This is a genomic window from Guyparkeria sp. TX1, from assembly GCF_046523965.1.
Taxonomy (GTDB): domain Bacteria; phylum Pseudomonadota; class Gammaproteobacteria; order Halothiobacillales; family Halothiobacillaceae; genus Guyparkeria.
On sequence record NZ_CP144142.1, the window covers coordinates 1,294,408 to 1,320,519 of the forward strand.

Genomic DNA, 26,112 nt, shown 5'->3' on the forward strand with positions numbered 1-26,112 from the left:
ATCGGTTTGCAGCCTGAGGCCCATGCATGCCGGGGATCTGGATCGGGTCCTCGCGTGGAGGAATCACCCCGAGGTCCGTCGATACATGTACACCCAGCATGTCATCGGCCGGGACGAGCACCAGGCGTGGTTCGAGCGTGCCCATGCCGACCCGAGCAAGCACCTGCTGGTCTTCGAACGAGAGGGGCAGCCCGGCGGGTTCGTCAACGTGACGATCGTGGACGAGGTCGCCCGGCGGGCGGAATGGGGTTTCTACTTGGCGCCGGACGCTCCCCGGGGGAGCGGTAGCCGGCTCGGAGAACAGACGTTGGCTTACGTGTTTGGTGACTTGAAGCTGCACAAGCTCTGTGGCGAGGCGCTGGCCTACAATGAGCGCTCGGTTCGCTTTCACGAACGCCTCGGCTTCCGGCAGGAGGCCCGGCTGCGTGATCACCATTTCGACGGCAGCCGCTATCACGATGTGATCGGTTTCGGGTTGCTGGCAGCGGAATGGTTACGGGAATCAGGATCTGAGGTCCGATGAGAATGCCAAGTATTGAAATCGCCGGTCGCCGCATTGCGGTGGACGAACCGCCCTATGTCATCGCCGAGCTCTCGGCGAACCACAACGGTCGCCTCGACACCGCCCTCCGGATCATCGACGAGGCCAAGGCGGCCGGGGTCGATGCGATCAAGTTGCAGACCTACCGCCCGGATACCATCACGCTCGATAGCGACAGTGCCGACTTTCGCATCGAGGGAGGTCTGTGGGACGGACGCACCCTCTACGAGCTGTACGAAGAGGCCCACATGCCCTGGGAGTGGCACCAGCCACTGTTCGAGCACGCTCGCAAGCTCGGGATTACCATTTTCAGTTCGCCATTCGACGCCACAGCGGTCGACCTGCTGGAGGATCTCGGTGCGCCGGCCTACAAGATCGCCTCGTTCGAGGCCGTTGATCTGCCGCTGATCGAGTACGTCGCGCGCACCGGCAAGCCGATGATCATTTCCACGGGCATGGCCGATGCAGAGGAAATCCGGGAGGCGATCGATGCCGCCCGTAGCGCGGGCTGCGAGCAGCTCGCCATCTTGCACTGCGTGAGCGGATATCCCGCCCCGCCGGGAGACTACAATCTGCGCACCATCCCCGACATGATCGAGCGTTTCGGTCTGGTCACTGGCCTGTCCGATCACACCATCGCCAATACCACCGCCATTACCAGCGTCGCACTTGGTGCCTCGATCATCGAAAAGCATTTCACCCTGGACAGGAACGGCGGTGGTCCGGATGACAGCTTCTCCTTGGAGCCTGCCGAGCTCAACGCCCTGTGTCGGGATGCCCGGATCGCGTGGGAAGCATTGGGAGAAATCGACTATGGCAGGAAGTCCAGCGAGCAGGGCAACGCGCAGTTCCGTCGGTCGCTTTACTTCACAAAGGACCTGCGTGCCGGGGATACGGTATCAGCCAATGCCGTAGCAAGCGTGCGGCCGGGATTCGGTCTGGCCCCTAAGTACCTCCACGAGGTGATTGGCTGCCGGGTGTCCCGCGACGTGCAGCGGGCCACACCGTTGGACTGGTCGGTACTGGAAGGCGGTGGGCCAGAGTAATTCCGGTTCGACGGTTCCCCGGTCGGCGAGTTGTAGCGACTCAGTCGGTTTGTCTTGCTGCCACGTCGGCAATGTGCGGCATGGCCACATTCAGGTCTCTGGCTTGCGACAGCGCCCGCTCCATCCGCTGCGGCGCCGACCGGCCCATGCACTGGTGCCTTGGATCGCCGTCGAAGCCTTTCACCATTCCGTTGATCAGGTGTTGGTGATCAAAGGTCTTGCCTACCTTGGCCTCCTGCAGGGCAATGACGTCCGCCGCAATGTCGCGGGCCAGTTGCTGGTGGTTGGTCCACAGCTCCTCGACGTCGCCGCCGGTCTCGAGGCCGGCGATGTTGGTGGTCAGGATGTAGACGTTCTTGATCACGAGTTCCTCGAGCATGGCATCGGCGTCGTCCACGTGGTGCGCGGGGATGTCGAGGGATTGCATGGCCGCGACCAGGGCGTCGGCCCTGGGGCCGTGGACCGGCGAGGAGATCAGCGGCTTGACCGGCTTGCCGGGTTTCTTCTCGAACCAGATCGAGGCGACGGTGGGCGTCTCGATGCCGTGCTTGCGCCAGTCGTCGGGCAGCAGTTCGTTCTGGATCAGCACCAGGCGGTCGTACCACGCGCCGGGGATCTGCTCGAGCACTGAATCGAGATCTTTCTCGCCGACGGCGACCAGCGACCCGTCGAGGAAGGGACGGGCGGACAACGCGGCCTGGATGTTGGTATCACGGCCGATGGGAAAGACCGGGTGGCCGGTCTTCAACAAGCCGTGGGCCAGCACACCGCCGATCTCGCCGGCGCCGATCAGGCCCCATTCGGTGGCAAACGGTTGCGACATCGATCTCTCCTCAGTCTTGTTCGTCTTCGTCGGGGATCAGCAGTTGCCCCGCGGTGAGTATCTTTTCCAGCAGGATGCGCGCGCTGGCGTTGCTGGCACGCTCGGCGAGTGCCTCGCCCGGGACGTGGACGTGTTGAGTCAGCAGGCGGGCGAGCGGCAGCGATTCGGCGTCTAGCTGGTGGCTCTGCCCGTCGATGCACAGGTGGCCCGGGTCGTCGCCCCCGGAATCGGCCACGGGTTCGAGCAGCAGCCAGCGCGAGGCCGGGGTGCGCTGCAGCTCACTGATCTCGTGCAGGTGGTCGAGGATGCCGACGATCTCCTCCTCGTGGTAGCGCGGGTAGAGGTCGGCGTGGTCGACCGGGCGCTCGGTCAGCGTCTCGGCGATCAGGCGATCGAGCTGGTTGGCATCGGCCGTCATCGCCTCGAGCACCCACTCGCGCAGTCGCTGGCGCGTGGCCGGTTCGAGTTCGCCGGGGTTTTCGTTCACGGCAAGATCCGGATCGCGGTAGCGCTCTTCGGCGGCCAGGGTGGCCAACCGATCGCAGACGCCGCCGACGAGATCGGCCTGCGTGGGGGCGCGGAAACCGATCGACCAGGTCATGCAGTCGTCGAGCGCGACGCCGTGATGGGGGATGCCGGGCGGCAGATAGAGCATGTCGCCCGGCTCGAGCACCCATTCGTCCGTCGGGGTGAAGTCGGTCAGGATCCGTACGTCCAGCCCTTCGCGGTAGGCGGTGTGCACCGGCGGGTTCTCGATCTGCCAGCGGCGACGGCCGTGGGCCTGAAGCAGGAACACGTCGTAGTCGTCGATATGCGCGCCCACCGAGCCGCCCGGCGGGGCGTAGGAGATCATCAGGTCGTCGATGCGCCAGTCGGGCACGAAGCGAAACCGCTCGACGACCTCCATCAGCTCGGGCACCAGCTTCTCGCAGTCGGTGACCAGCAGGGAATAGCCGTCGTCCGGCAGGGCGCGGAAGTCGTCCTCGGTGAACGGGCCCATCTTGAGTTGCCAGTCACGCTCGTCGCCGTGCTCCAGGATCAGGCGCGACGGCGCATCCGCCTCGCAGGCCAGCCCGGCCAGTTCCTCCGGAGAGATCGGCGTCTCGAAGTCGGGGAAGGCGCCGCGGATCAGCACCGGCTTTTTCTGCCAGTAATCGCGCAGGAACGTCTCGACGGAGAGTTCGCCGAGGACGTGGTCGATGGAGGCATTCGTCGAACCGGTCATGGCCGTATCCCTGCAGTTGGGTAAGTGGGATCAAGTCTAACGGATATGGCGGGGTGGGGGAGAGTGCCTTCCGGCCGATGCTCGGAAGGCAGCCCGAAGGCTCGTTATTCCCGTGAATATGACCAAACACCCGTCATTCCCGCGGAAGCGGGAATCCAGCGATCGGAACCATGGGTGATGGGAGCCATGGGGCTCATGGATGGCTGCCATTCGAAAGGGGCTGCGGGCGTTGGGCCGGTGAGTCTTGCCGACAACGTGGCTGTGGATTCCCGCTCCCCGCTTTCGCGGGGACAGGCTTCGCGGGAATGACGTATCCGGTGGTATCGGTGGCGCATGGGGGCGAGGTTCTGTGATCATTTCTACCGCAGCACGAAAAACGGCATACACGAGTGCCCGCCATTAATGGCTTCGCGCCCGTTATTGCGGAAACTGGTGACTCACTTTCTTAGCCTTGAAACTGGATATGGCTACCAACTCGTCATTCCCGCGGAACCGGGAATCTAGTGATCGAAGCCATTCGGCTGGTGGATGGTTGTTAAGCCTAAGGGGGGAGGGGCGTTGAGCCTGTGAAATGTGCCGACAACTTGGTTGTGGGTTCCCGCTTTCGCGGAAATGACGGATCCGGTGGTTCCGGTGGCAAAGCAAGGCGCGAGATAGTCAGGCCGGTTCGGCCACGGTACGAAAAACGGCGCACCCGGAGGCGCGCCGTTAATAGTTTTGCATCGGCCCCTTGTCGTGGCGTTACTTTACTTCTCCAGCCGGTTCAGCCCGATCGCCCGCATGATGTATTTCTCGTACAGCGGCTCGGATGTGCCCTTCTTCATCTTGCGGATGAAGTATTTCTCGAAGGCGATCTTGGCCAGGTGTACCCAGCGACCGGCGGCGAACCAGTTGACGTTTCGCGGCGGGATCTGGGGCAGGGCGATGAAGGCCGCGCCTCGGTCACCGAAGTCGGCCAGGCAGATGGCCTGCCAGGAGCCCTTGGAGTTCGGTTCGCCCTCGCCGGTGAGCTCGGCTTTGATGTTGTGCACGATGGCCGTGACCATCGACTCGATCATGTAGCCGGTCTTGGGCGCACCGGTGGGAACCGGGGTCTTCTCGATCGGCGGGATGGCGATGGCAACGCCGGCAGCGAAGATGTTCTTGTACTTGGGGTTGCGCTGGTAATCGTCGACCTGCACGAAGCCGCGCGGGTTGCACAGTCCCTCCACGTTCGCCACGCAATCGACGCCGCGGAAGGCAGGCAGCATCATCGAGTGATTGAACGGCAGGGCGTGGGTCTGCTTGATCTCTCCATCCTCGTCGAGCTCCTCGACATGCATGGTGTCCTCCTCGACCCGCATGGTGCGGGCGTTGGTGATCCACTTGATGTCGTGGGAGCGCATCTCCGATTCGAGCATGCCCTTGGAATCACCCACGCCGCCCAGCCCCAGGTGGCCGATGTAGGGTTCGGCGGTGACGAAGGTGATCGGCACCTTGTGGCGCAGTTTCTTCTTGCGCAACGCCGAGTCGAGGATGAAGGCGTATTCGTAGGCCGGGCCGTAGCAACTCGCACCGGGCATGGCGCCGACGATCACCGGCCCCGGGTTCTCGACCAGCCGCTTGAAGTCATCGTAGGCCTGCTCGGCATGATCGATGGTGCAGACCGACTCGGTATGCCCGCCGTGCGGGCCGGCGCCCTCGACCTCGTCGAACATCAGCTTCGCGCCGGTGGTAATGATCAGGTAGTCGTAATCCACCGTCTCGCCGTCGGCCAGCTCCAGGCGGTTTCCCTCGGCATCGATGCGCTCGACCGATTGGGCGATGAAGCCGATGTGTTTGCGTTCGAGATAGGGCGCGATCGGGAAGGTGATGTCGTCACGGTTGCGCCAGCCGACCGCCACCCAGGGGTTCGACGGCACGAACTGGAAGTAGGGTTCGGCGTTGATCACCGTGATGCGATGCTCGTCGCCGAGTGCCTCGCGGGCTTCGTAGGCGGCGGGCAGGCCACCGATGCCGGCGCCCAGAATGACGATGTGTGCCATGACGTGCTCTCCCTGTTCGTGACGATCGTTTTGCGATCGATACCGTTGTTCCGATTGTTCCCCCGTGGCCCGGGAAAAACAAGGGTTGGTCTACAAGGATTGCAATTTGCGCCTATCGTGGGAGCACAACGTCATGGTTTGTCTTGGATTTTTCGGTCGAGTCGAATATTAGTATTCAATAATCAGGTGGTTTCCTCGCCGCGCCACTGGCCGAGCTGTTCGTGCTTGAAGGCGACGATCGACGACGGCGCCGGTGAGAGTTCCACCCAAAGTCCGTGGTGTCCGGGCCAGCGCTGGTCGAACCAGTGCCGACCGTTGCCCATCTCGATGAAGATCCAGCCGCCCGGGGAAAGGTGGTCGGCGGCCTGGTCGAGCAGGCGTTCGACCAGTGCCAGGCCCTGGTCGGGGGCGAACAGGGCGCCGGCCGGTTCGTGGTGGTATTCGTCGGGCAGGTCCTCGGCCTCGTCGGGATCGACGTAGGGCGGGTTGCTGACGATGAGGTCGAAGACCAGCGGCTTGTCGTCGGCATCCAGGAGTTGATCGAAGCCGTCGGACTGGATCAGCTCGACGCGATCGGCGAGCTGATAGTCGGCGATGTTGTGCGAAGCGACCGCCAGGGCGCCGAAATCGATGTCACTGCCGACCACGTCGGCTTGCGGGAAATGCTCGGCCAGGGCGATGGCGATGCAGCCCGAGCCGGTGCCGATATCGAGCAGTCGCTGCGGCGTGGGGCTGCGGGCCAGCAGTCCCTTGAAGTCGTCGCGGATCAGATCGCCGAAGGGCGAACGCGGGATCAGCACGCGCTCGTCGACGTAGTAGGGCTGTCCCAGGAACCACGCCCGATTGAGCAGATAGGCGGTGGGTGTGTGGTCGAGGCAGCGCCGGCGGATCAGCTCGACCAGGGTGCTGCGCTCCTCGCTGGTCAGGCGCGCCCGCCACCAGTCATGCCCCAAATCCGGCGGCAGCCGCAGGCCCTCGAGCACCAGCCAGGCGGCCTCGTCCAGGTAGCTGTGGGTGCCGTGGCCGAGGAACACGCCGTGCTCGTCCATGCGGCTGGCGGCCCAGCGGACGAAATCGAGGATGGTCTCGAGGTGGTCGTGGTTGCCCAGCGTTTCGGGTCGGGTTCCGGGGGCGGCATCGGACGGGTCGTGGACGTGGCTCATGCGGTGGCTCATCGGGAAGTGGTATTGGGAAAGGCGTATTGAGTAACTGGTGGTCTGGCACAATAGTACCCTTAGGAACCTCTGCGCGAATCGATGGGGCCTCTGGCTCGCGGGTTTGTTCGCAATCGAGGCGCCGGACCGAAGGCGGGCTCGCTGCCCGTCGAGGGCCGGTAACGGCGAGTGCGTGCAATCCCGCTAGCCCCGCCAGGGCGGGCTGCCAAGGGCCCATCTGCGGCGTTGCCGCGCTTGTGAATGGCGACGGCCATTCACTGCGCGCCACGCCTTGCATCTGGACTTTGGGCGGTCCGGCAGAGACACCATCGATTCGTGCAGTGGTTCCTTTACACCGACCGATGCCGGGAGACTCCCCGGCCCTCACCCAAGGCGATCACCCAGGCCACCACGAGGCGATATGACAAGCCCAAGCAACAATGTGAAATGGCAATCGCGCCTGTGGGCGCGCATCCAGTACGTCCTGCCACACCACCTGATCTCCGGGCTGGTGTTCCGGGTGACGCGTTGGCGCGCGCCCTGGACGGAATGGCTGATCCAGCGCTTCGTCAAGGCATTCGGGGTGAACCTCGGCGAGGCGGCCAAGACCGACCCGGCCGATTACCCGACCTTCAATGCCTTCTTCACCCGGTCGCTGGCCGAAGGCGTCCGGCCGATCGAGGGCGAAGCGCACGAGTGGATCAGCCCGGTCGACGGACGGATCAGCCAGATCGGTCACATTCAGTCGGGCAATATCTTCCAGGCCAAGGGCCGGGCCTATACCGCCACCGAGCTGCTGGGCGGTGACAAGTCGTTGGCCGAGCCCTTCAAGGACGGCTCGTTCGCCACGCTCTACCTCTCGCCCTCGGACTACCACCGCATCCACATGCCGGTGACTGGCACGTTGCGCGAAATGATCCACGTGCCGGGGCGGCTGTTCTCGGTATCGACCGGGACGGTGGCCGAGGTGCCGCGCCTGTTTGCCCGCAATGAGCGCCTGGTCTGCCTGTTCGACACCGACGACGGGCCCATGGCGATGGTGCTGGTCGGGGCGATCAACGTCTCGGCCATCGAGACCGTCTGGGCCGGGCTGGTCACGCCCTCGCCGCAGCGCCAGATCGGTCGCTGGAGCTATGGCGGCGACACCGGGCTGTCGATTCGCCTCGAACGTGGTGCCGAAATGGGGCGCTTCAACATGGGCTCGACGGTCATCCTGCTGACCGCCAAGGGCGTCGAGTTCGATACTGCCTGGCAGGCGGAGATGCCGATCAAGCTGGGGCAGCGGTTGCAGGTGGGTGAGTCTGCTGACGAGGTGAAGGCTGAGGGCTAGAGATCGTCTCGATATCTCGTCGTGGTGCGGCTGGCTTTAATCAGTTTAGCGGCTCGTTCGGGAGTCGTGCCGTGGTTTCCTGGATTCCCGCTTTCGCGGGAATGACGGTTTTGGTGCCCACGATTACGATTGTAGGGCAACGAGCAGCAGGCCCAGATCGTAAAGAATGCCTCGTCATTCCCGCGAAAGCGGGAATCCAGTAATCGCAGCCGCCCGTGTTTTTGCAACCCGCGAGGCGTTAAAGAACCCCTAAACCCGCCGCGCGGAGAACGGCAGCGCGGCGTCGATGTCCTCGGCGCCCGTCAGCCACATCAATAGCCGGTCCACGCCCATGGCCACGCCGCTGCACTCGGGCAGGCCGTGGGCCAGGGCGGCGAGAAAGCGTTGCTGGCTGGGCGAGGGCGGCCGAGTGTCGCTCACCCCCAGGCGGCGTGCCTGTTCCGCCGGATCGGTGAGTTCGTGGTAGCCGTTGGCCAGTTCCAGCCCGCCGCCGTAGATCTCGAAACGGGCCGCGGTGGTGATCTCCTGTCCCTCGAACGATCCCGTCTCGAGGCGCGCCATCGCCGCCTGGCTGGCCGGGTAGCCGGTCACCACGGTGAGGGCCGCCGGGTCGAGCCGCGGTTCGATCACCAGGCTCATTAGCAGGTCCAGCCAGTCGTCGCGGGCCATGTCGGCCGGGTCGGCGACATCGATGCCGTGATGCCCGGCGGCCTGAGCCAGGGTGTCGCTATCGGCGTGGTAGGGGTCGAGCGCGCAGTAGCGGCGAAAGAGCGCGCCGTAGTCTCGGTGTTCAATCGGTGCCGGCGACTGCCCAAGGGCCTTTCTTGCCGACTGGATCAGCTCGAGCGTGGTCGTGATCGCCGGCTCGAGCGTGGCGCCGTTGTCATACCACTCGAGCATAGTGAACTCGGGGTTGTGCCGCCGACCGGCCTCATTGGCACGGAATACCGGCCCGAGGTAGTACGCTCCGGAAAGCTCAGGATAGGCGGCGAGCAGGCGCTTCATCGTCAGCTCGGGCGAGCTGTGCAGGGAACCGGCCGGGGTGCCGTCGGGGAGAATCGCTCGGAAGAGGGCGATGTTGGGTTCGAAATCGGGGCTGTCAATCAGGACGGGGGCGTCGATCTCCAGCCAGTCACGTGCATCCAGTGAGTCGCGCAGCAGTCGCTTGAGTTGCGCGCGCTGGCGGAGCGTGTCGAGACTGGCGCCGGGGCGCCATGCCTTCTGCTCCGGGGCAGTCACGTCGCGGCGGATCAGTTCTTGACGCGCGAGAGGTATTCGCCGGTGCGGGTGTCGCAGCGCAGCACCTCGCCTTCCTCGATGAATAGCGGCACCTTGACCACAGCGCCGGTCTCGAGCTTGGCCGGCTTGGTGCCGCCGGTGGCGGTGTCGCCGCGCAGGCCCGGATCGGTCTCGACCACTGCAAGCTCGACGTGGTTGGGCGGCAGCACCTGGATCGGCACGCCATTGAACAGGGTGACCTGGCACATGTCCTGTTCCTTGAGCCACTGGGCCGAGTCGCCCACGGCATCCTTGGTCGCCATGATTTGCTCGAAGGACTCGGGGTCCATAAAGTGCCACTCCTCGCCGTCGGAGAAGAGATACTGCATTTCCTGCTCATGGATGTCGGCTGCCTCGAGGGAGTCGCCCGACTTGAAGGTGCGCTCGATGGTCTTGCCGGTCTTGAGGTTCTTGAGCTTGGTCCGGTTGAACGCCTGGCCCTTGCCGGGCTTGACGAACTCGTTCTCGACGATGTTGGCCGGATCGCCGTCGAGCATGACCTTGAGGCCGGCGCGGAATTCGTTGGTGCTGTAACTAGCCATGGGAACCTGCAAGTTAATCGAAGTCGTTGGAAATGGCCGCGATCATACCCGATAACCCGTCATCGTCCCAGCCCGCCGCGCGGCCTCGTCAAGACGCCGATTTCGTCGAGCTGACCACGCCGCTGGTCGAGTCGCAGATCGACTCCGCCGACCCGGACGATCCGGTCGCGCGCCAGTTTCGAGTCGATCCGCGCGAGGCGCTCGAGGTGCCTGGTTTCGATGCCGATCCGGTCGGTGATCTCGCCGCCAATGCCGTGCCCGGCGTGCTGCACAAGTATCGCGGCCGGGCCCTGCTGGTGTTGACCGGGGCCTGTGCCGTGCATTGTCGCTACTGCTTTCGGCGCCATTTCCCCTACGGCGATCAGCGACTCGACGAGGATGCGCTCGAGCAGGCGCTGGATTATCTCGCCGCCGACCCGGAGATGACCGAGGTGATTCTCTCCGGCGGCGATCCGCTGGTGCTCAGCTCTCGGCGTCTGGCGACCGTGATCGAACGGCTCGCCGCCTTGCCCCACCTGCGCCGTCTGCGTATCCACAGCCGCATCCCCACGGTCTCGCCCGAGCGGATCGACGAGTCGTTATGCCAAATGCTGGCGGGCTTTCCCGGCCAGGTGGTGCTGGTCGCGCACGTCAATCACCCGGGGGAACTGGGGCCGCAGAGTGCCGCGGCATTCGGCCGGCTGCGCGAGGCCGGGGTCACCCTGCTCAACCAGGCGGTGCTGCTCGAGGGGGTGAACAACGACAGCGACGTGCTCGCCGAGCTGTCCGAGGCACTGTTCGCCCAGGGGGTGCTGCCGTACTACCTGCACCAGCTCGACCCGGTCGCCGGTGCCGCCCACTTTGCGGTGGATGCCGAGGTGGGTCGGGAGCGGATCGAGGCCTTGCGTGCCCGTCTGCCCGGTTATCTCGTGCCGCGGTTCGTGGTCGAGCAGGCGGGTGAGCCCAGCAAGACGCCGATCAGCTGAGCGATGGCGGTCGTGCCGATGGCGCGCCGGATGTGGATTCGAGCGGTGGCATTGAATACAGTATGATCGGCGTTCGATCCCGTGTTGGCGGGACGCATGGAGGCAATGTCCCGTTAGGGAAGGTCTGCACGAATACCCAACGCCTCTGCGGGCCGGCAGGCGTCCAGGTGCAAGGCGCAGCGCGCCGCCCAATGGCCATCGCCATTTGCAAGCGCTGCAACACCACAGATGGGCGCCTGCCGGCCCGCCCTACGGGACTTGCCGGCTACCCGCCCTCGGCGTTACCGATTCTCGCCGGGCCCGCGGGATAGCGTTGGGTCCGCCTTCGAATCGGCGCCTTGATGGTGAACAAGCCGGTAAGCCAGAGGCCTTGGGTATTCGTGAAGACCTTCCCTTGGGACGAGACAAGGAGTTCGTCGATGGCCGATTTATCTCAGCCACCCCAATCACCTGCCGTGGATGATCTCGAGACCCTGCTCGAGCGGGTCGCGATCGTCTCTCCGACCGAGGCGGCCAGTCTGCTGGCCGGCTTTCTCGGTCGGACGGATCTGGAAGAGATCAGTGACGAGGCCCTGAGTGGCCTGATTGCCCGGCTCGAGCCACAGGTCGAGCGCACGGCGAAGGCCTTGCGCCGCAGCTTGAGACAGAGCCCGCTGCCGATTTCGGCCCGGGCGCGTGAGCAGCTCTCGGCATTGTTCACCTTGTATCGAGCGGCCCAATCGCTGGCCAACCTGCGGTTGGGCTTGGCGCAGAGCGTTGATGCCGGTCAGGCGCGGGCGACAGCTCATCGCCAGCGGGTCGAGTGGGCCGCGCGCCTGATCCTCGATTGCTATCAGCTCTACGTGGGCGTGCCGCAGCCGCTGTACGTCGACCTGCACCAGTTCGCCCGGGCGGCCTGTCGGGACCTCGAGGGGTCACAACCCGAGGCCTGGAGCGCGGTGCGCGACGTCTACGTGGCGGTGTTGCTCCTGGGGATGGTCAATCCCTATGCGCTGACCGTCGAGGAGATGGCGGTGCTCTATCCCTGCCTGCGCGAAGTGGGGCGGGCGGTGGAGATTACCGCCGAGCGGCCGACGGGGTCGGCGCGCTTCGTCGACATGACCGGTCGACTGGCGCCGCACATCGCCATCAGCGGGGGGAGGGCCAACCCGGACGGTGCGGTGTACGTCGGGGTGGATGCGCTGTATCGACGCGAGACCATCGAAGGGCTCGATGCCGAGTGTCGGGTGGCCCTGCGAGGCTTCCTGCGCCGGCTGCAGTTTTTCCTGAGTTCGCGCGAGGCGCGCCGCCACGATCACTTCGATCGGAAGATTGGCGAGCGATCGTTGATTACCATCGGTTTTCACAGCGTGCATCACCGGCTGCTCGATGACATGCTCTACAGTCTGCGCGCCTCGCAGCACCTGACCTTTTCTGGGCTGGACTGGGAGGGCCTCGAGCGGCCGGTGCATGGCCAGGTCAAGGACGGGCCGAGCATTCACGATTTCAAGCTCGAGATCGATTCGGGCAGTCGCGATGATGTCGACTGGGAGGCCATGCCGGATGCCGAAGGCCGCCCGGCGACGCCGCGGCTCAACGAGCCGGCGACCTGGGACGTGGTCAACCTCTCCGAGCGGGGGTTGCGGCTGCACTGGCGACTGGCCGACAACAGCCGGGCGGCGGTTGACGAGCTGATCCTGATCGAGCGCGATCCGGACGAGGAAGTCGGCGGCCTGGCGGCCGTGATCGGGGTAGGCGTCATCCGCTGGGTGCGTCACCTCGATGAAGACAATCGCACGATCGACATGGGCGTCGAGCGCCTGCCGGGTGACTGGATGGCCTATTTCGCCCATCCGGCCGAGGAGAGACCGAATACGGCCGGAACCTGGCCGGTGCTCGCGCGCATCGACGGCGACCGGATCGATCAACTGATCCTGCCGCCGGATCTCGCCGATCGCGGACGCCGCGTGACCGTGATCCGCGAGCAGGGCGAGGACACGCACATCAACCTGGAGCGTATCGTGATGGTGGGTTCCCATCTGGTCGTGATGGAGACAAGCCCTGACAAGGGAGGCAATTCGTGACGCCAGTCGAAACCGTCGAAAACACGCCGTTTTCCATCCTGCACATCATCGGCTCGGTCAACGACTCGATTGCCCTGCGCGGGGAGTTGCGCAATGCCGGCCTGCAGGCCTCGGTGCACAATGCCGCCGATTTCGATGCCGCGCGCCACGAAATCACCCGTACCCCGGTCGACATCATCTACATCGAGTACGGCGCGAATGCCCTCGAGATGCTGACCGCGATGCGCGAACTGGCTGCCCGTGAGCCGGTGCTGGCCGGCGTGCCGGTGGTCGTCTATGACGACATCGGCGGGATCGAGGAGACCGAGGCATTTCTCGAGGCCGGGGCGTTCTCGGTGATCAGCCACGAGTCGCTGGTCGAACCGCTGCTGATGCGCGCCGTGGCCTTCGCGTTGCTCTACCAGGATCGCGAGCGCAAGGCCGCCCAGCTGGCGAAGTCCGAGTTGCGCTGTCAGAAGCTGATCGACGGCTCGTCCGAGGCGGTCGCCTACCTGCAGGACGGACTGCACATCTACGCCAACCAGACCTATCTCGACCTGCTGGGCTTTGCCGATATCGAGGAGTTGCGCGAGGAGCCGATTCTCGACCTGGCCGCCGGCGATTCGGCCCAACGCCTGAAGGCCTTTCTCAAGACCGAGGACGCCGAGGAGACCTTCACCCTCAAGACCAACGGCGGTCACGAGATCGAGGTACGGATCCACAGCACGGCCGCCTCCTTCGATGGCGAGCCCTGCCTGCAGATCTTCGCCACCCAGGTGAAGGAGGACGTCGCGGACATCTCCGAGCAACTCGAGTACTTCGCGCGACGCGACCTGCTCACCGGCTTGTACAACCGCAACTACCTGTTCGAGCAGATCGAGGCGCGCCGCGCCGAGATCGTCAACGGTGACGAGGAGGAGACCGGGGCATTGCTGCTGCTCGAGATCCTCAACCACGACGAGATCAAGCGTCATGTCGGTACCACCGGCATGGACAACCTGCTGACCGAATTCGGCAAGAAGGTCGAGGAGCGGGTCGGTGGGCAGGGTCTGGTCGCGCGCCATGGCGCATTCTCCTTCCTGATCCTGCTCGGAAGGCTCGACCGCCACCGCACCGCCGAACTGGCCGAGGCGCTCAACGAGCTCGCACGCGACTACGTCTATACCCAGGGCACGACCTCGGTGACCGTCTCGACCTCGGCGGGCTACCTGGTGCTCGACGAGAACTCCCCGCCGAACGCCTCCGAACTGGTCGACCGGGTGGAGCGTTCATCCAACCGCGCCGCCCAGGAAGGCAAGTACCAGGCACGTCTGTACGAGCCTGATCTCAAGACCGCCTCGGAACGCGAGCAGGACGAGGCTTGGGCGCGCAAGATCAAGACGGCCCTGCGCGAGAGCCGCTTCTCGCTGGTGTTCCAGCCGATCGTCTCGCTGACCGGGGATCGCGAGATCAGTCGCTACGAGGTGTTCGTGCGGATGCTCGACGAGGACGGCAGCCTCATTTCGCCGGCCGAGTTCCTCTCGCAGGCCGAACGTGGCGAGCTGATCCAGTCGATCGACCGCTGGGTGGTGCTCTCGGCGGTCAAGCAGATCCACAACGGCGTGAAGAACGGTGAGAAGCCCAAGCTCTACATCCGCATCAGCGACGCCTCGCTCCACGATCCCGAGTTCACCAAGTGGCTCACCCAGCGGTTGCAGATGACCCGGCTGCCGGACACCTTGCTCGCCATCCAGGTGTCGGTCGACAAGGCCGGTCACGCCCTGCGCCACCTGGCAGACATGCAGCAGGCCCTGCAGCCGCTGGGCGGCGAGCTGATCCTCGACGGCTTCGGGTCCGGCGACGACGGTTTCCGCATCCTCGATCACCTGCCGGTCTCGACCATCAAGATCGCCCGGCCGCTGTTGGAGAATTTCGCCCAGGAGAGCGCCAACCAGGAACGGGTTGGCGAGGTGGTCAAGCACGCCAAGGACGAGGAGATGGCGGTGATCGTGCCCAACGTCGAGAATGCGGCCAGCCTGCAGATCCTCTGGCCGATGGGCGTGGATTTCGTTCAGGGCGACTTCATCCAGGCCCCGCAGGAAAGCCTCGAGTTCGATTTCGCGCAGTTCTGATTCGCGGTCGCACAGGCCATGACGGTAAGATGAGCGCGCCCCGGACGCTGTCCGGGCATGCCGCGCTTAGCCCTCCGTTGCACTGAAAACCGCCGAGAACCGACGCCGTGACCGACGCCGACCAGCCGCTTGCCCCGCCACTGCCGACCACGCAGTCCACAGACCGGATCCTGGTGCAGGGTCTCGAGTTCGAGACCATCATCGGCATCCTGCCCGCCGAGCGGGAAACGCCACAGCCGCTGCGGGTCGATCTGGTGCTCGAGGTTGAATCCTTCCGGCAGGCCGTGATCAGCGAGCACATCGACCAGACGGTCGATTACGCGGCCGTCTCGCGGCGTGTCATGGAGATCGCCCGCGAGGGCCGTTTTCAGCTGGTCGAGACGCTGGCCGAGCGCTGCTGCCAGGCCTTGTTGGCCGAATTCCCGGTCCGTCGCGTCACGATGCGCGCGCTCAAGCCGCACGCACTGGCCGAGGCAGCCGGCGTGGGCGTGGAGATTACCCGTGAGGTGGCCACCGGGGAGGGCGCATGAGTCCCGGTTCACGCCAGGAAGGATTCGAGCTCCCGGCCCCGAGTCAGGCCGACCAGGCCAAGAGCCTCGAGCTGATCGAACAACTCGTCGAGCAGATGCGCGACGGCCCCATCTCGTTTGCCGATTACATGGCCACGGTGCTGTATCACCCCACGCTCGGTTACTACGGCAGCGGCCAGGTCGCCTTCGGCGCCGGTGGCGATTTCATCACCGCCCCGGAACGCTCCCGATTCTTCACCGCCGGGCTGGCCTACGAGTGGCACCAGGCTCGGGCTGCTGACCTGGGCGGCGAGATCCTCGAGATCGGTGCCGGTTCGGGGCGTCTGGCGATCGATCTGCTCGAACGGCTGGCTGCCGACGACGCGCTGCCCGAACGCTACACCATCCTCGAGATCTCCCCGGCACTCGCCGAACGTCAGGCACGGAACCTGCTCGAATCGCTGCCGCCGGCGGTGGTCGAGCGCGTACGCTGGATCGATGCCTGGCCGCAACTGGATTGGTCGGGCGGCATCCTGGTCGCAAACGAGGTGCTCGATGCCATGCCGGTGGAGCGCTTTCGCTGGTGGCCGGGCAAGCCGGAAACCGCCGAGCGACTGATGGTGGGTTTCGACGGCCAACGGTTCGTCTGGCAGGAACAACCGCCCGACGCACCGCTGCAGGCGGCGGTCGAGGCGATCACCGCGCGCATCGAGCGTCCGATCGTCACGCCACGAGAGACCGTGCTGGCCGAGTACAACCCCGATCTTGCCGACTGGTTGGGCGAGATGCGCGGCGCGCTCGGCAATGGTGGCGAGACCTGGGTCTACCTGTTCGACTACGGCAGTCATACCGCCGATATTTACCGCGGTGACCGCGACGAGGGCACGCTCAAGTGCCACTATCGGCACCTGGCTCACGAAGACCCGTTCGTCTACCCGGGACTGCAGGACATTACCGCCTGGGTGGATTTTCAGGCGGTCGAGCAGGCCGCGCGCGCGGCCGGGTTCGCGATCGACGGTGAGCGCAGCCAAGCCCAGTGGCTGCTGGGCACCGACGTTCCCCGGCTGGTCGAGCGGGAACTGCAAGCGCACGACTCGCTGACCGATCAGGCCCGCCTGGCGCAGGAATTCCGCGAGTTGGTGATGCCCACCGAGATGGGCGAGCGCTTTCGGGTGATGCGACTGCGTTTGGATCAGGTCGACGCAGACGTCCCGTCGAGACGTTGAATCGCGCCCGACTCCCCGTGTTCCAGCCAGTCCAGGAGCGCCGGCATGACCGCGCAGGGCGGCTGGCGGTCCTCGGTCAGCTCGCCGGGGAAGCGCGCGTGGCGCAGGCGGCTGTTGACCGCGCCGGGGTCGAAGCCGGCGATCCACACCGTCGGCGTTTCCGCCGCCCATTGACGGATCATTCGCTCGACCCCGGCGTGCGCGATGTCGTGGGCGCTGCCGTAGGCCTCGGTGCCGCGGTCGGTGAAGAACAGCACCCGCGCTCGGTCGGATTGCTCCAGCAGCGGCCACGCACTGCGGGTCAGGGCGAACGGCGCGGTCAGGTTGACGTGCAGGCTCTCCTGGAACTTCATCAGATCGGCCTGGGCGAGCGGCGCGAGCTCGCCGGCCGTACCCATGGCATGAACCAGCATGTCCAGACGGCCGTAGGCCTGCTCGATTCCGTCGACGAGTGTCGCGTAATCCTCCGGCGCGGCGCCCGAAAAATCCACCGGCTGGATCACGGGCGGTTCGCCGCGTGCCTCGGTGGGCACCTCGGGGAGCACCCGCTGGTTGATGTCGTCGGCAAGCCTGTCGAGCTGATCGAGCTTGCGGCCCAGCAGGATTACCGTCGCGCCACGGGCGGCCAGCGTCTGTGCGGTGGCGGTGCCCAGCGCACCGGTCGCACCATTGATCAGTACCACCTGGCCGGCGAACGAGGTGTCAGTCGACGGATTGGCGGCCGTTTTGGAGGAAGGGGAGTCGGTCATCGGGATATCTCGGGAGTGTGAGCCCGTGATGATCGGGCTGGAGGATCGGGTTACCAGGAGGCACGCCAGGCAAGCCACCATTGGCGCACGGGACTGATTTCAACGCGGCCGCCGGTGAGTTCCGCGGGCGTTTCCTGCATCAGCCGCAAATGCTCGCGGTCGATCGCGCGCAGGATGCGGAACAGGCGCGGCGGTCGGCCGCTCGCCTGCCAGTCGCTTAACCCTGTGCGAATGGTGTCGAGTTCGTCGCGGAACAGTGCCTCACGCTCCGTGGGGGCGGGCTCGCGGTACAGGTCGGCCTCGTCCAGCCCGAAGCGATTGAGGGTGTCCTGCGGCAGGTAGACCCGTCCGATCCGCGCGTGGCGCCCCAGCAGCCGCGCGCGATCAAGTCGGCCGTGCCAGCGCCCCAGCCGGGCAGCGGCCTCGGTCTGCTCGTCGGGCAGGTCCAGCAGGCGACCGTACAGGGTGAACAGGCTGGCGTAGCGCGCGTCGAGAAAGGCCTCCAGATCCGCCTCGGCGGCAAAGCCTTCGTATTCGAGCTCGATGCGCGCCGCGCCGAGCCGCTCCTCCAGCCGGGCGATCAGCGGCGAGTCCTCGCGGCGGGCTTCCTCGCCCAAACCGATCTCGTCGAGCCCCGCGGCCAGGGATTGGATCACCGGATGCTCGGCGTGCCCCTGGGTCATGCCCAGCAGCGCCTCGCGCCACCAGTCGAGCTTGGCCATGGCGACCTGGGGCTCGCTGACGGTTTCCGGGATTTCTGCCAGCGAGACATCCAGCGCCCGCAAGGCCGTCACCGCTCGCTGCCGGGCGGGGGAGAGCTTGAGGCTGGCAAGCCGGAAGGCACTGCCCACCGGGCGGGCGAGGCGCTCGCATTCGGCGTCTGCCAGATGAGGCTCGACCGACGGGCTGGTGGATTCCGCGTTCATGGGCTCGGATTCTAACAGTTCCGTGCCTCTTCCCCGGGTTCGTCCGTCGCGGGACGGACCGCGATGTGCCCTCAAGAAATTGTCCGCTCGACCGATATACGATGAGGCGCCTGTCCTGTTGCGCCATCCACTTCGAGCAAGGTGCCAACCAATCATGAGTCAGCCCAGCATCCTGCGTCGCCTGAAATGGTCCTTTGTCGGCATGGGTGTCGTTATGGGGGCGATCTTCCCGGTATTCGCCTCGTTCTTCGTCGAGTTCCGTGAGGGCATGCTGGGTTGGTTCGTGGTCGGCTGCCTGGGCGCGGGCCTGACCGTGGGGTTCGTCAACTACGGGCTCGCCCACCTGATCCTGCTGCGGCGAATGGGGGCACTGGCACGCCTGGCCGGGGCGGTGCGTGACGGCAATCTCACCGAGAAGTGCCAGATCGTCAGCCACGACTCGCTCGGCGAGATCGTCGCCAGCGTCAACGGCATGATCGACCAGTTGCATGCCCAGATGGGTGACCTCAATCGCAGCAGTGATTCGCTCTCCGCCGCGGCCGGCAGCCTAGATGAAAGCGTTTCCAGCGTGATGACGGCGCAGGGGCGCGTCCAGGCGCAGCGCGAGCGCACCCTGGGCGAGGCGCACGAGGTGGCAGACGGCGGTGGGCGGCTGGTCGAGGCAATCCTCGAGGCCGGTCAGCAGGCCGGCGAAATGCAGTCGCGCGCGGAACAGACACGCCACGAGGTCGGCGAGAGTGTCGCCTCGATCGCCCGTTCACAGGAGCGCGTCGAGGAAACCGCCGCGCTGATTACCTCGCTGGTGGCCGCCCGTGATCGGATCAGCGGCATGACCGCAACCATCGATGCCGTCGCCCAGCAGACCAACCTGCTGGCACTGAATGCCGCGATCGAGTCCGCCCGTGCCGGTGAGCACGGTCGCGGTTTCGCCGTGGTAGCCGACGAGGTGCGCAAACTTGCCGGGCGCAGTGGCGAGGCGGCCCGAGAAATCGGTCTGGTGATGGATTCCCTCGGGCGCGACGTGACAGCCGCCGACGAGAAGATGCAGGAGGCCAGCCGGTACTCCACGGATGCCGAGCGGTCGTTGCAAACCGCCTCCGGCGGCTTGTCTGGGATGCTCGAGTCGGTGGCCGACACGGTCAAGCTCACCGAGGAGGCGGCCGGCTACGGGCAACGTCACCAGACGGCGATCGGGCAGCTCACCGCGGATCTCAATTCGCTGATCGAGGTGGTCGAGCGAAATGCCGAGACCATGCAGTCGGCGAACCAGGCGGTCGATTCGGTCAACCGCGAGGCCGATCGCCTGGCGAGCCAGGTCTCGCGTTTCCGGTTGTAACCGGCCGGACGACTGGCCTCAGCCGCGGCCGGTGATAACCCGCCAGGCGATGCGAATCGTCGCGGTCGCCCACGCCACGGGCGAGCGCGCGGTCTCGGTCCGAAACCAGAGAGAGGGGTCGACCTGCCGTTCGCGCAGGATCTGCTCGACCCGCACGATCGTCAGCCGATAACGCCAGCCGGCCAGCCACGGGCGGCCCAGCGGGGCTGCGCCCTGCAGGATGCCGCGGATGCGTCCGGCAAAACGTTCGTTGAAGCGCCGGAAGGCGAAGTCGACCCGTTGGTCGTTCCAGTGGGCCTCGGTCACCCCCAGTTGTGCCAGTTCGTCGGCCGGCAGCCGCAAGGCGTGCCCGGACTGGCGGTCGGCCGCCGCGTCCAGCCAGCCATCGACCAGCAGCACGGCGGTGATCAGTCCGTCGACACGGGACTGGTCGGTCGGGGACAGGCGATCGAACCACGGCGGGTGAAAGGCGGTCAGCCGCTCGCGGTAGAAGGTGACCAGTTCACCCATGTTCTCCGGCGTGTTGGCCGGTGCCAGTGGGGCGTTGAGCTGCCGGGCGTCGACGGGCCAGCTAAGCAGGGAGGCGACTCGCGGGATCATTTCGCGTCTACCGCGTCGGGGCTCGCTGCGTTTTCTGCCGACCGAGTCAGGAGGACGGCGATGTCCTCGGGCCGATCGATCACCACCGTGGCCCCCCAGGTCTCGATGGGGCGCTCGCCGTCGAGATAGCCCCAGCGCCCGGCGACGGTGGGCATGTGGGCGGCGTTGCCGGCAATGATGTCGCGCTCGTGGTCACCGATGTACCAGATCGCTGCCGGCGGCAGGCGCAGCTTGCCGGCCGCGAACAGCAGCGGGTCCGGGTGGGGCTTGGCACGCTTGAGGTCGTCGCCGCAAACCACCACCGCCGGCGTGATCTCCAATGCCTCCAGCAGGCGTCGCGTCAGCTCGCCGGGCTTGTTGGTGACCACGCCCCAGGGCAGGGCGCGTCGCTCGAGCGATTCGACCAACGCCTCGAGCCCCGGGAACAGGCAGGTGTGCACGGCCAGGTCCTCTGCATAGAGCGCCAGGAACCGCTCACGCAGCCCGTCGTAGGTGTCGTGCTCCGGGGTGATGCCCAGCCCGATCCCCAGCAGCCCGCGCGCGCCGTTGGAGACGTGCGGTCGGATCTCGTCGAACGGCATCGGCTCGATCCCCTGCTCGGCGCGCACGCGATTGAGCGCGGCGGCCATGTCGGGGGCGGTGTCGAGCAGCGTGCCGTCGAGATCGAACAGGATCGCTTGAGGGGCGGAGAGGGGCATCAAGATTCCTTAACTGTCTTTCACAAAGGCCATTAGGTAGTTCACATCCAGATCGCGATCGTGGAGTGAAAACTCACGGGTCAGCGGGTTGTAGACGATGCCGGTCGAGGCGATCGGCTTGAGGCCCGCCGCCCGACCCATCCGTGCGAGCTCCCCCGGGCGGATGAAGTGGCGGTGATCGTGCGTGCCGCGCGGCACCATGTTGAGCAGGTATTCGGCGGCGACGATCCCCAGCAGCCAGGACTTGGCGTTGCGGTTGAGCGTCGAGAGGAACACGTGGCCGCCGGGGCGTACCGCCTCGGCAAGTGCGGTGATGATGCGGCCGGGCTCCTCGACGTGCTCGAGCATCTCCATGCAGGTGACCACGTCGAATGCCCCGGCATGTTCGGGGGCGAAGCGCGTGATGTCGGCCACCTGGTAGTCGATATCGAGATAGTCCGGCGCATGGTCGCGGGCGACGTCGATGACGTCCTCGGCCAGGTCCAGCGCGGTGACGGCAGCCCCGCTGCGGGCCAGTGCCTCGGCGAGGATGCCGCCGCCGCATCCCACGTCCAGCACGCGGCTGTCGCCGGCGTCGCTGTAGCGCTCGACAAAGGCCATGCGCAACGGGTTGATCGCGTGCAGCGAGGCGAACGGGCCGTCGCTGTCCCACCACTGCCGGGCGAGGCGGTTAAAATGCGCCAGCTCGTCGGGCGAGGCGCTGGAGGAGCGGTCAACGGTGTCGATGGTCGAGGTCATCGCGGTGTTCCCGGCGGGTGCAGGCAATTGAGGGGGCGGGCGGCGAGCGATCACGTTTGCGGCTTGGCGCGCAGGATCCGCTCTCGCCAGCGGTTCGCCCGGTCGATGATGGCCCGGCAGTCCAGCCCACGCAACTGCCCGGCGCGCAGTCGTGCGCGACCATCGACCCAGACGTCGCTCACCTGCCGTCGCGAGGCGCTGTAGACCAGCGTGGAGATGGCATCGTAGACCGGTTGGGTCTCCGGCATGTCGAGATCGACGGCGACGAGATCCGCTTGCTTGCCCGGTTCGATCGAGCCGATTCGCTGCTCGAGCCCGAAGGCGCGTGCGCCGCCCAGGGTCGCCATGTGCAGGGCCTGGTGGGCGCTGACTGCCGCGGCATCGCCGGCCACGGGTTTGGCGATCAGCGCGGCAGTGCGCATCTCGTCGAACATGTCGAGATCGTTGTTGCTTGCCGCCCCGTCGGTGCCCAGCCCGACGTTGACGCCGGCCTCGAGCAACCTGGCCACCGGGCAGAAGCCCGAGGCGAGCTTGAGATTCGATTGCGGCGAGTGCAGCACGTGGGTGCCGGTCACCGCCAACCGGGCGATCTCCGCGTCGGTCAGCTGGGTCATGTGCACGGCGACCAGGCGCTCGTTGAGCAGGCCCAGCCGGTCGAGCCGCGCCAGTGGTCGTTCGCCGGTGGCGGCGAGGGCCGACTCGACCTCGTGGGCGGTCTCGTGGACGTGCATGTGCACGGGCAGATCCAGTTGGTCGCTCATGGTGCGCACCCGCTCAAGCGCGGCGTCGCCGACGGTATAGGGCGCGTGCGGGGCAAGCGTGAACTCGATGCGCGGGTGGTGGCGCCAGTCATTGACCAGATCCACACCCTTGGCCAGCGCCTCCTCGGCATTGGCCGACCAGCGATTGGGCGCGTCGATCACCACGATGCCGAACACCCCGCGCAGGCCGGCGGCCTGCACCGCCTCGATTGCCGCCTCGGGGAAGAAGTACATGTCCGAGAGCGTGGTGGTGCCGCTGCGAATCATCTCGACGGCGGCCAGCATCGTGCCGTCATGGACGAAGTCGTGACCGAGCATCTGCCCCTCGACCGGCCAGATGTGTTCCTCGAGCCAGGTCATCAATGGCAGGTCGTCGGCCAGCCCGCGCATCAGGCTCATCGCCGCGTGGGTGTGGCCGTTGACCAGCCCCGGGATCAGGGCGTGGGTGGGCAGGTCGACCCATTCGATGGGTTCCTCGGTTGCCTGCTGGCGTTCACGAGCCTGCTCGCGGGTCAGGATGGCTTCGATGCGGCCGTCGCGAATCCACACCGCGTGGTCTTCAAGCACCTCGTCGCGCGGGGCGACGGGGATCAGCCAGCGGGGGGCGAGGATCTGGATGGGGTGGTCGGTTGCCATGACGGGGAGCTGCGTGCCGTTAGAGGGTGAATAAAGCGGTGTTCGATGGCGTCAAAGCTTAGGGGAACTCTGCACAAATGCCATACCGCTCTGCGTGCCTTGAGCCGGGCAGGTGCAAGGCGTTCGTCCGCTGCGGACGAGTGGTTCTCTTTCCAAGGACGACAACGTAGCAAATGTCCGGCTCAAGGCTCGCCCTGCGGGGCCTGTCGAGCCGTCCGTGCTCGGTGTTGCGTCGTCTTGACGTGGCCACCGGCACGCCGGCGCCGACGCGCCTTGATCACGAACGGCTCGACAGGCCAGAGTGGCATGGTATTCGTGCAGAGTTACCCATCATGCCGCGCCGTGGCGGCCTTTGTCGAAATCGATTCGATTCGTGATATGCTCCATGACTTGCCCCTCCGAATCCGCGCCAAATGATTTTGGCCTGTGACGTCGTTGTTCGTCGAGTGGGCACAAAACGCGATGGATTCAATGCGCTCGTCGTTCCGGGGAGCGCTTTTTTGGTTTTGTATCGCCCGGAAATTCCGGGCGAAATCGGTTTTCGAGGAACGCCGTGAGCGACTTTCTGCTGCCCACCTACAATCGACAGCCCGTCCGTTTCGTCCGGGGCGAAGGCCCGTACCTCTGGGACGAGTCGGGCGTGCAATACCTCGACGCGGTCAGCGGCATTGCAGTGACCGGCCTGGGACACGCCCACCCGGACATCGCCGAGGCCCTGTGCGACCAGGCCAAGACCCTGATCCACACCTCCAACCTCTACGGCATTCCGTGGCAGGAGCGCCTGGGCGAACGACTTGCGGCACTCTCGGGCATGGAGAAGGTGTTCTTCGGCAACTCCGGCTCGGAGGCCAACGAGGCGGCGATCAAGCTCGCCCGCCTGCACGGTCGTCGCCGCGAGATCGACACCCCGAAAATCGCGGTCATGGAGCACAGCTTCCACGGCCGCACGCTGGCCGCGCTGGCCGCGACCGGCAACGCCGCCATTCAGAAGGGCTTCGAGCCGTTGCTCGATGGCTTCGTGCGCGTGCCCTACGGCGACATCGAGGCGCTTGAGCGCGTCGCCTCGGACGAGACCATCGTCGCCGTGCTGCTCGAGCCGGTGCAGGGCGAGGGCGGTGTCCGCCCGGCGCCGACGGGCTACCTGGCCGCGGTACGCGCGCTGTGTGACGCCCAAGACTGGCTGATGATGGTCGACGAGGTACAGACCGGCATCGCGCGCACCGGGCGCTGGTTCGGCTTCCAGCACGAGACCGGGGTGCGGCCCGACGTGATGAGCCTGGCCAAGGGGCTGGGCAACGGCGTGCCGATCGGCGCCTGCCTGACGGCCGGCCGGGCCACCGACCTGTTCGGCCCGGGCAGCCACGGTTCGACCTTCGGCGGCAACCCGCTGGTCTGCCGCGCGGCGGCGACCGTGCTCGAGGTGATCGAGCGCGACGGGCTGGTCACGCGGGCGGAGAAACTGGGGCGGTCGATCGCCGATCGTATCCGCGACGGTCTGTCCGACCTGGCCGGCTGCCGCGAGGTCCGCGGTCGCGGGCTGATGATCGGCATCGAGCTGGACCGTCCGGCCGGCGAGCTGGTCGGCCGGGCGCTGGAGCAGGGCCTGCTGATCAACGTCACCGCTGGCTCGGTGGTGCGCCTGCTGCCGCCGATGATCCTGAGTGAATCGCAGGCCGACCTGATCGCCGATCGGGTGATCGGCGTCATCCGCGACTGGTACGCGGCCAACTGAGTTTTCGGGGCTTGCCCAAGGTTTAGACCCGGGCGCGCTCCTCAACCGACAGAATCGATATCGTTATGTCCACACGTCACTTCCTGAGCCTGTTCGATCTCACCGCGGACGAGTACCGCGCCCTGTTCGATCGCGCGGGGCAACTGCAGGCCGCCCGCGAGCGCGGCGAGCGCCCCAACACGCTTGAGCGTCGCGTGCTGGGCATGATCTTCGAGAAGGCCTCCACCCGCACCCGGCTGTCGTTTGAGTCGGGCATGGCGCAGTTGGGCGGTTCGGCGATCTTCCTCTCGCCGCGCGACACCCAGCTCGGCCGCGGTGAGCCGGTCGAGGATTCCGCCCGCGTGATGTCGCGGATGGTGGACGCCATCATGATCCGCGCCAACGACCACGGCATGGTCGAGACCTTCGCCGCGAACAGCCGCGTGCCGGTGATCAACGCGCTGACCGACCGCAGTCACCCCTGCCAGCTGTTGGCCGATATCTACACCTACCAGCGTCACCGCGGCTCGATCGCCGGCAAGCGCGTTGCCTGGGTGGGCGACGGCTTCAACATGTGCCACTCCTACATCAACGCCGCGCGCACCTTCGACTTCGACCTGGTCGTCGCCGCGCCCAAGGGCTACGAGCCCGACCCGGAGGTAGTCGAGGCGGCCGGGGATCGCGTCGCGCTGGTGGGCACGGCCGCCGAAGCGGTCGAAAACGCCGATCTCGTGGTGACCGACGTCTGGGCCTCGATGGGCCAGGAAGAGGAGCGCCAGCGCCGCCTGAGCGACTTCCACGACTACCAGATCAACAACGAGCTGATGGGCCGGGCCAAGAACGATGCGCTGTTCATGCACTGCCTGCCGGCCCACCGCGGCGAGGAAGTCACCGCCGGGGTCATTGATGGCCCGCAGAGCGTCGTCTGGGACGAGGCCGAGGCACGCATGTTCACCCAGCAGGCGCTGGTCGAATTCCTGATCCTGGGCGAGTTTCCCAAGGGCTGAACTACCGAGGCCACCAAGCCCCTCTCGAGAGACCGGTTTCCCCTTCGCGGGGCCCGGTCTTTTTTTTCGGACTATTCTCCTGGATAGCCGTTGCCCAACCGGTCGGGCGATGCCGTCGCCTGTCAACGCTGGGT

Annotated in this window: 23 protein-coding genes; 11 read left to right on the top strand and 12 right to left on the bottom strand. The window is 66.1% G+C overall.

Annotation, left to right across the window (positions count from 1 at the left end; genetic code table 11):
• The first annotated feature begins 22 nt into the window (after positions 1 to 22).
• Positions 23 to 523 (top strand): UDP-4-amino-4,6-dideoxy-N-acetyl-beta-L-altrosamine N-acetyltransferase, encoded by a 501-nt coding sequence (gene pseH, locus VWP12_RS06075; protein WP_410474950.1) that lies wholly within the window; start codon positions 23 to 25, stop codon positions 521 to 523.
• Between the two features lie 2 nt (positions 524 to 525).
• Positions 526 to 1,587, top strand: a complete 1,062-nt coding sequence (gene pseI / locus VWP12_RS06080) for a pseudaminic acid synthase (RefSeq protein WP_410473396.1) — start codon at positions 526 to 528, stop codon at positions 1,585 to 1,587.
• 40 nt (positions 1,588 to 1,627) lie between these two features.
• On the opposite strand, the gene VWP12_RS06085 is transcribed toward pseI, so the two are convergent.
• The 4 genes from VWP12_RS06085 to prmB all read right to left on the bottom strand — a co-directional run bounded on the left by VWP12_RS06085 (position 1,628) and on the right by prmB (position 6,822).
• The gene (locus VWP12_RS06085) at positions 1,628 to 2,410 is read right to left on the bottom strand and encodes a hypothetical protein (protein ID WP_410473397.1); all 783 of its coding nucleotides are present in this window, start codon (positions 2,408 to 2,410) and stop codon (positions 1,628 to 1,630) included.
• A gap of 10 nt (positions 2,411 to 2,420) precedes the next feature.
• On the bottom strand, positions 2,421 to 3,635 hold the full coding sequence (locus VWP12_RS06090; RefSeq protein ID WP_410473398.1) for a cupin domain-containing protein: 1,215 nt from the start codon (positions 3,633 to 3,635) through the stop codon (positions 2,421 to 2,423).
• Between the two features lie 746 nt (positions 3,636 to 4,381).
• Positions 4,382 to 5,659, bottom strand: coding sequence for an NAD(P)/FAD-dependent oxidoreductase (locus tag VWP12_RS06095; protein WP_410473399.1), 1,278 nt, complete (start codon positions 5,657 to 5,659; stop codon positions 4,382 to 4,384).
• A 182-nt stretch (positions 5,660 to 5,841) separates the two neighbouring features.
• The gene (gene prmB / locus VWP12_RS06100; protein WP_410473400.1) at positions 5,842 to 6,822 is read right to left on the bottom strand and encodes a 50S ribosomal protein L3 N(5)-glutamine methyltransferase; all 981 of its coding nucleotides are present in this window, start codon (positions 6,820 to 6,822) and stop codon (positions 5,842 to 5,844) included.
• A 412-nt stretch (positions 6,823 to 7,234) separates the two neighbouring features.
• On the opposite strand from prmB, the gene asd reads away from it, so the two are divergent.
• The gene (gene asd, locus VWP12_RS06105; protein WP_410473401.1) at positions 7,235 to 8,143 is read left to right on the top strand and encodes an archaetidylserine decarboxylase; all 909 of its coding nucleotides are present in this window, start codon (positions 7,235 to 7,237) and stop codon (positions 8,141 to 8,143) included.
• A 249-nt stretch (positions 8,144 to 8,392) separates the two neighbouring features.
• On the opposite strand, the gene VWP12_RS06110 is transcribed toward asd, so the two are convergent.
• Positions 8,393 to 9,382 (bottom strand): EF-P lysine aminoacylase GenX, encoded by a 990-nt coding sequence (locus VWP12_RS06110; RefSeq protein ID WP_410473402.1) that lies wholly within the window; start codon positions 9,380 to 9,382, stop codon positions 8,393 to 8,395.
• A gap of 11 nt (positions 9,383 to 9,393) precedes the next feature.
• Complete coding sequence (gene efp / locus VWP12_RS06115) at positions 9,394 to 9,963, bottom strand: elongation factor P (RefSeq protein WP_410473403.1); 570 nt, start codon at positions 9,961 to 9,963, stop codon at positions 9,394 to 9,396.
• A gap of 32 nt (positions 9,964 to 9,995) precedes the next feature.
• Here efp and epmB point away from each other — a divergent pair, with 32 nt between their 5' ends.
• From epmB to VWP12_RS06140, 5 genes are all read left to right on the top strand, one after another.
• The gene (gene epmB, locus VWP12_RS06120; protein WP_410473404.1) at positions 9,996 to 10,928 is read left to right on the top strand and encodes an EF-P beta-lysylation protein EpmB; all 933 of its coding nucleotides are present in this window, start codon (positions 9,996 to 9,998) and stop codon (positions 10,926 to 10,928) included.
• Between the two features lie 419 nt (positions 10,929 to 11,347).
• The gene (locus VWP12_RS06125) at positions 11,348 to 12,991 is read left to right on the top strand and encodes a hypothetical protein (protein WP_410473405.1); all 1,644 of its coding nucleotides are present in this window, start codon (positions 11,348 to 11,350) and stop codon (positions 12,989 to 12,991) included.
• Entirely contained in the window at positions 12,988 to 15,081 is a 2,094-nt protein-coding gene (locus VWP12_RS06130; RefSeq protein WP_410473406.1) for an EAL domain-containing protein, read from the top strand. Before VWP12_RS06125 ends, VWP12_RS06130 begins: the two co-directional genes overlap by 4 nt.
• 107 nt (positions 15,082 to 15,188) lie before the next feature.
• Positions 15,189 to 15,611: a dihydroneopterin aldolase gene (gene folB / locus VWP12_RS06135; protein ID WP_410473407.1), complete on the top strand. Its 423-nt coding sequence runs from the start codon at positions 15,189 to 15,191 to the stop codon at positions 15,609 to 15,611.
• On the top strand, positions 15,608 to 16,816 hold the full coding sequence (locus VWP12_RS06140) for a class I SAM-dependent methyltransferase (protein ID WP_410473408.1): 1,209 nt from the start codon (positions 15,608 to 15,610) through the stop codon (positions 16,814 to 16,816). Before folB ends, VWP12_RS06140 begins: the two co-directional genes overlap by 4 nt.
• Here VWP12_RS06140 and VWP12_RS06145 read toward each other — a convergent pair.
• Both VWP12_RS06145 and VWP12_RS06150 read right to left on the bottom strand, forming a co-directional pair.
• On the bottom strand, positions 16,783 to 17,565 hold the full coding sequence (locus VWP12_RS06145; protein ID WP_410473409.1) for an SDR family NAD(P)-dependent oxidoreductase: 783 nt from the start codon (positions 17,563 to 17,565) through the stop codon (positions 16,783 to 16,785). The two genes, VWP12_RS06140 and VWP12_RS06145, sit on opposite strands and share 34 nt — an antisense overlap.
• Before the next feature lie 50 nt (positions 17,566 to 17,615).
• The gene (locus VWP12_RS06150) at positions 17,616 to 18,491 is read right to left on the bottom strand and encodes a phytoene/squalene synthase family protein (RefSeq protein WP_410473410.1); all 876 of its coding nucleotides are present in this window, start codon (positions 18,489 to 18,491) and stop codon (positions 17,616 to 17,618) included.
• A 154-nt stretch (positions 18,492 to 18,645) separates the two neighbouring features.
• Here VWP12_RS06150 and VWP12_RS06155 point away from each other — a divergent pair, with 154 nt between their 5' ends.
• Complete coding sequence (locus VWP12_RS06155; protein ID WP_410473411.1) at positions 18,646 to 19,827, top strand: methyl-accepting chemotaxis protein; 1,182 nt, start codon at positions 18,646 to 18,648, stop codon at positions 19,825 to 19,827.
• An 18-nt stretch (positions 19,828 to 19,845) separates the two neighbouring features.
• Here the strand turns inward: VWP12_RS06155 and VWP12_RS06160 are convergent, their stop codons facing one another.
• The 4 genes from VWP12_RS06160 to VWP12_RS06175 are packed head-to-tail and all read right to left on the bottom strand — an operon-like array spanning position 19,846 to position 23,260.
• A complete protein-coding gene (locus VWP12_RS06160) occupies positions 19,846 to 20,427 on the bottom strand; it encodes a hypothetical protein (RefSeq protein ID WP_410473412.1) in 582 nt (193 codons plus the stop codon).
• Complete coding sequence (locus VWP12_RS06165; RefSeq protein WP_410473413.1) at positions 20,424 to 21,125, bottom strand: HAD-IA family hydrolase; 702 nt, start codon at positions 21,123 to 21,125, stop codon at positions 20,424 to 20,426. The genes VWP12_RS06160 and VWP12_RS06165 overlap by 4 nt, the downstream gene beginning before the upstream one ends.
• Before the next feature lie 9 nt (positions 21,126 to 21,134).
• Entirely contained in the window at positions 21,135 to 21,863 is a 729-nt protein-coding gene (gene ubiG / locus VWP12_RS06170) for a bifunctional 2-polyprenyl-6-hydroxyphenol methylase/3-demethylubiquinol 3-O-methyltransferase UbiG (protein WP_410473414.1), read from the bottom strand.
• A 50-nt stretch (positions 21,864 to 21,913) separates the two neighbouring features.
• Positions 21,914 to 23,260: a TRZ/ATZ family hydrolase gene (locus VWP12_RS06175; RefSeq protein WP_410473415.1), complete on the bottom strand. Its 1,347-nt coding sequence runs from the start codon at positions 23,258 to 23,260 to the stop codon at positions 21,914 to 21,916.
• Between the two features lie 553 nt (positions 23,261 to 23,813).
• Between VWP12_RS06175 and VWP12_RS06180 the strand changes: the two genes are divergently transcribed.
• On the top strand, positions 23,814 to 24,992 hold the full coding sequence (locus VWP12_RS06180) for an aspartate aminotransferase family protein (RefSeq protein WP_410473416.1): 1,179 nt from the start codon (positions 23,814 to 23,816) through the stop codon (positions 24,990 to 24,992).
• 65 nt (positions 24,993 to 25,057) lie between these two features.
• Positions 25,058 to 25,978: an ornithine carbamoyltransferase gene (gene argF / locus VWP12_RS06185; protein WP_410473417.1), complete on the top strand. Its 921-nt coding sequence runs from the start codon at positions 25,058 to 25,060 to the stop codon at positions 25,976 to 25,978.
• Positions 25,979 to 26,112: the final 134 nt, after the last annotated feature.

Coding starts and splice junctions, on each gene's coding strand:
- pseH (WP_410474950.1), top strand. CDS start 23: ATGCATGCCGGGGATCTGGATCGGGTCCTCGCGTGGAGGAATCACCCC.
- pseI (WP_410473396.1), top strand. CDS start 526: ATGCCAAGTATTGAAATCGCCGGTCGCCGCATTGCGGTGGACGAACCG.
- VWP12_RS06085 (WP_410473397.1), bottom strand. CDS start 2,410: ATGTCGCAACCGTTTGCCACCGAATGGGGCCTGATCGGCGCCGGCGAG.
- VWP12_RS06090 (WP_410473398.1), bottom strand. CDS start 3,635: ATGACCGGTTCGACGAATGCCTCCATCGACCACGTCCTCGGCGAACTC.
- VWP12_RS06095 (WP_410473399.1), bottom strand. CDS start 5,659: ATGGCACACATCGTCATTCTGGGCGCCGGCATCGGTGGCCTGCCCGCC.
- prmB (WP_410473400.1), bottom strand. CDS start 6,822: ATGAGCCACGTCCACGACCCGTCCGATGCCGCCCCCGGAACCCGACCC.
- asd (WP_410473401.1), top strand. CDS start 7,235: ATGACAAGCCCAAGCAACAATGTGAAATGGCAATCGCGCCTGTGGGCG.
- efp (WP_410473403.1), bottom strand. CDS start 9,963: ATGGCTAGTTACAGCACCAACGAATTCCGCGCCGGCCTCAAGGTCATG.
- epmB (WP_410473404.1), top strand. CDS start 9,996: ATGGCCGCGATCATACCCGATAACCCGTCATCGTCCCAGCCCGCCGCG.
- VWP12_RS06125 (WP_410473405.1), top strand. CDS start 11,348: ATGGCCGATTTATCTCAGCCACCCCAATCACCTGCCGTGGATGATCTC.
- VWP12_RS06140 (WP_410473408.1), top strand. CDS start 15,608: ATGAGTCCCGGTTCACGCCAGGAAGGATTCGAGCTCCCGGCCCCGAGT.
- VWP12_RS06145 (WP_410473409.1), bottom strand. CDS start 17,565: ATGACCGACTCCCCTTCCTCCAAAACGGCCGCCAATCCGTCGACTGAC.
- VWP12_RS06150 (WP_410473410.1), bottom strand. CDS start 18,491: ATGAACGCGGAATCCACCAGCCCGTCGGTCGAGCCTCATCTGGCAGAC.
- VWP12_RS06155 (WP_410473411.1), top strand. CDS start 18,646: ATGAGTCAGCCCAGCATCCTGCGTCGCCTGAAATGGTCCTTTGTCGGC.
- VWP12_RS06160 (WP_410473412.1), bottom strand. CDS start 20,427: ATGATCCCGCGAGTCGCCTCCCTGCTTAGCTGGCCCGTCGACGCCCGG.
- VWP12_RS06165 (WP_410473413.1), bottom strand. CDS start 21,125: ATGCCCCTCTCCGCCCCTCAAGCGATCCTGTTCGATCTCGACGGCACG.
- ubiG (WP_410473414.1), bottom strand. CDS start 21,863: ATGACCTCGACCATCGACACCGTTGACCGCTCCTCCAGCGCCTCGCCC.
- VWP12_RS06175 (WP_410473415.1), bottom strand. CDS start 23,260: ATGGCAACCGACCACCCCATCCAGATCCTCGCCCCCCGCTGGCTGATC.
- argF (WP_410473417.1), top strand. CDS start 25,058: ATGTCCACACGTCACTTCCTGAGCCTGTTCGATCTCACCGCGGACGAG.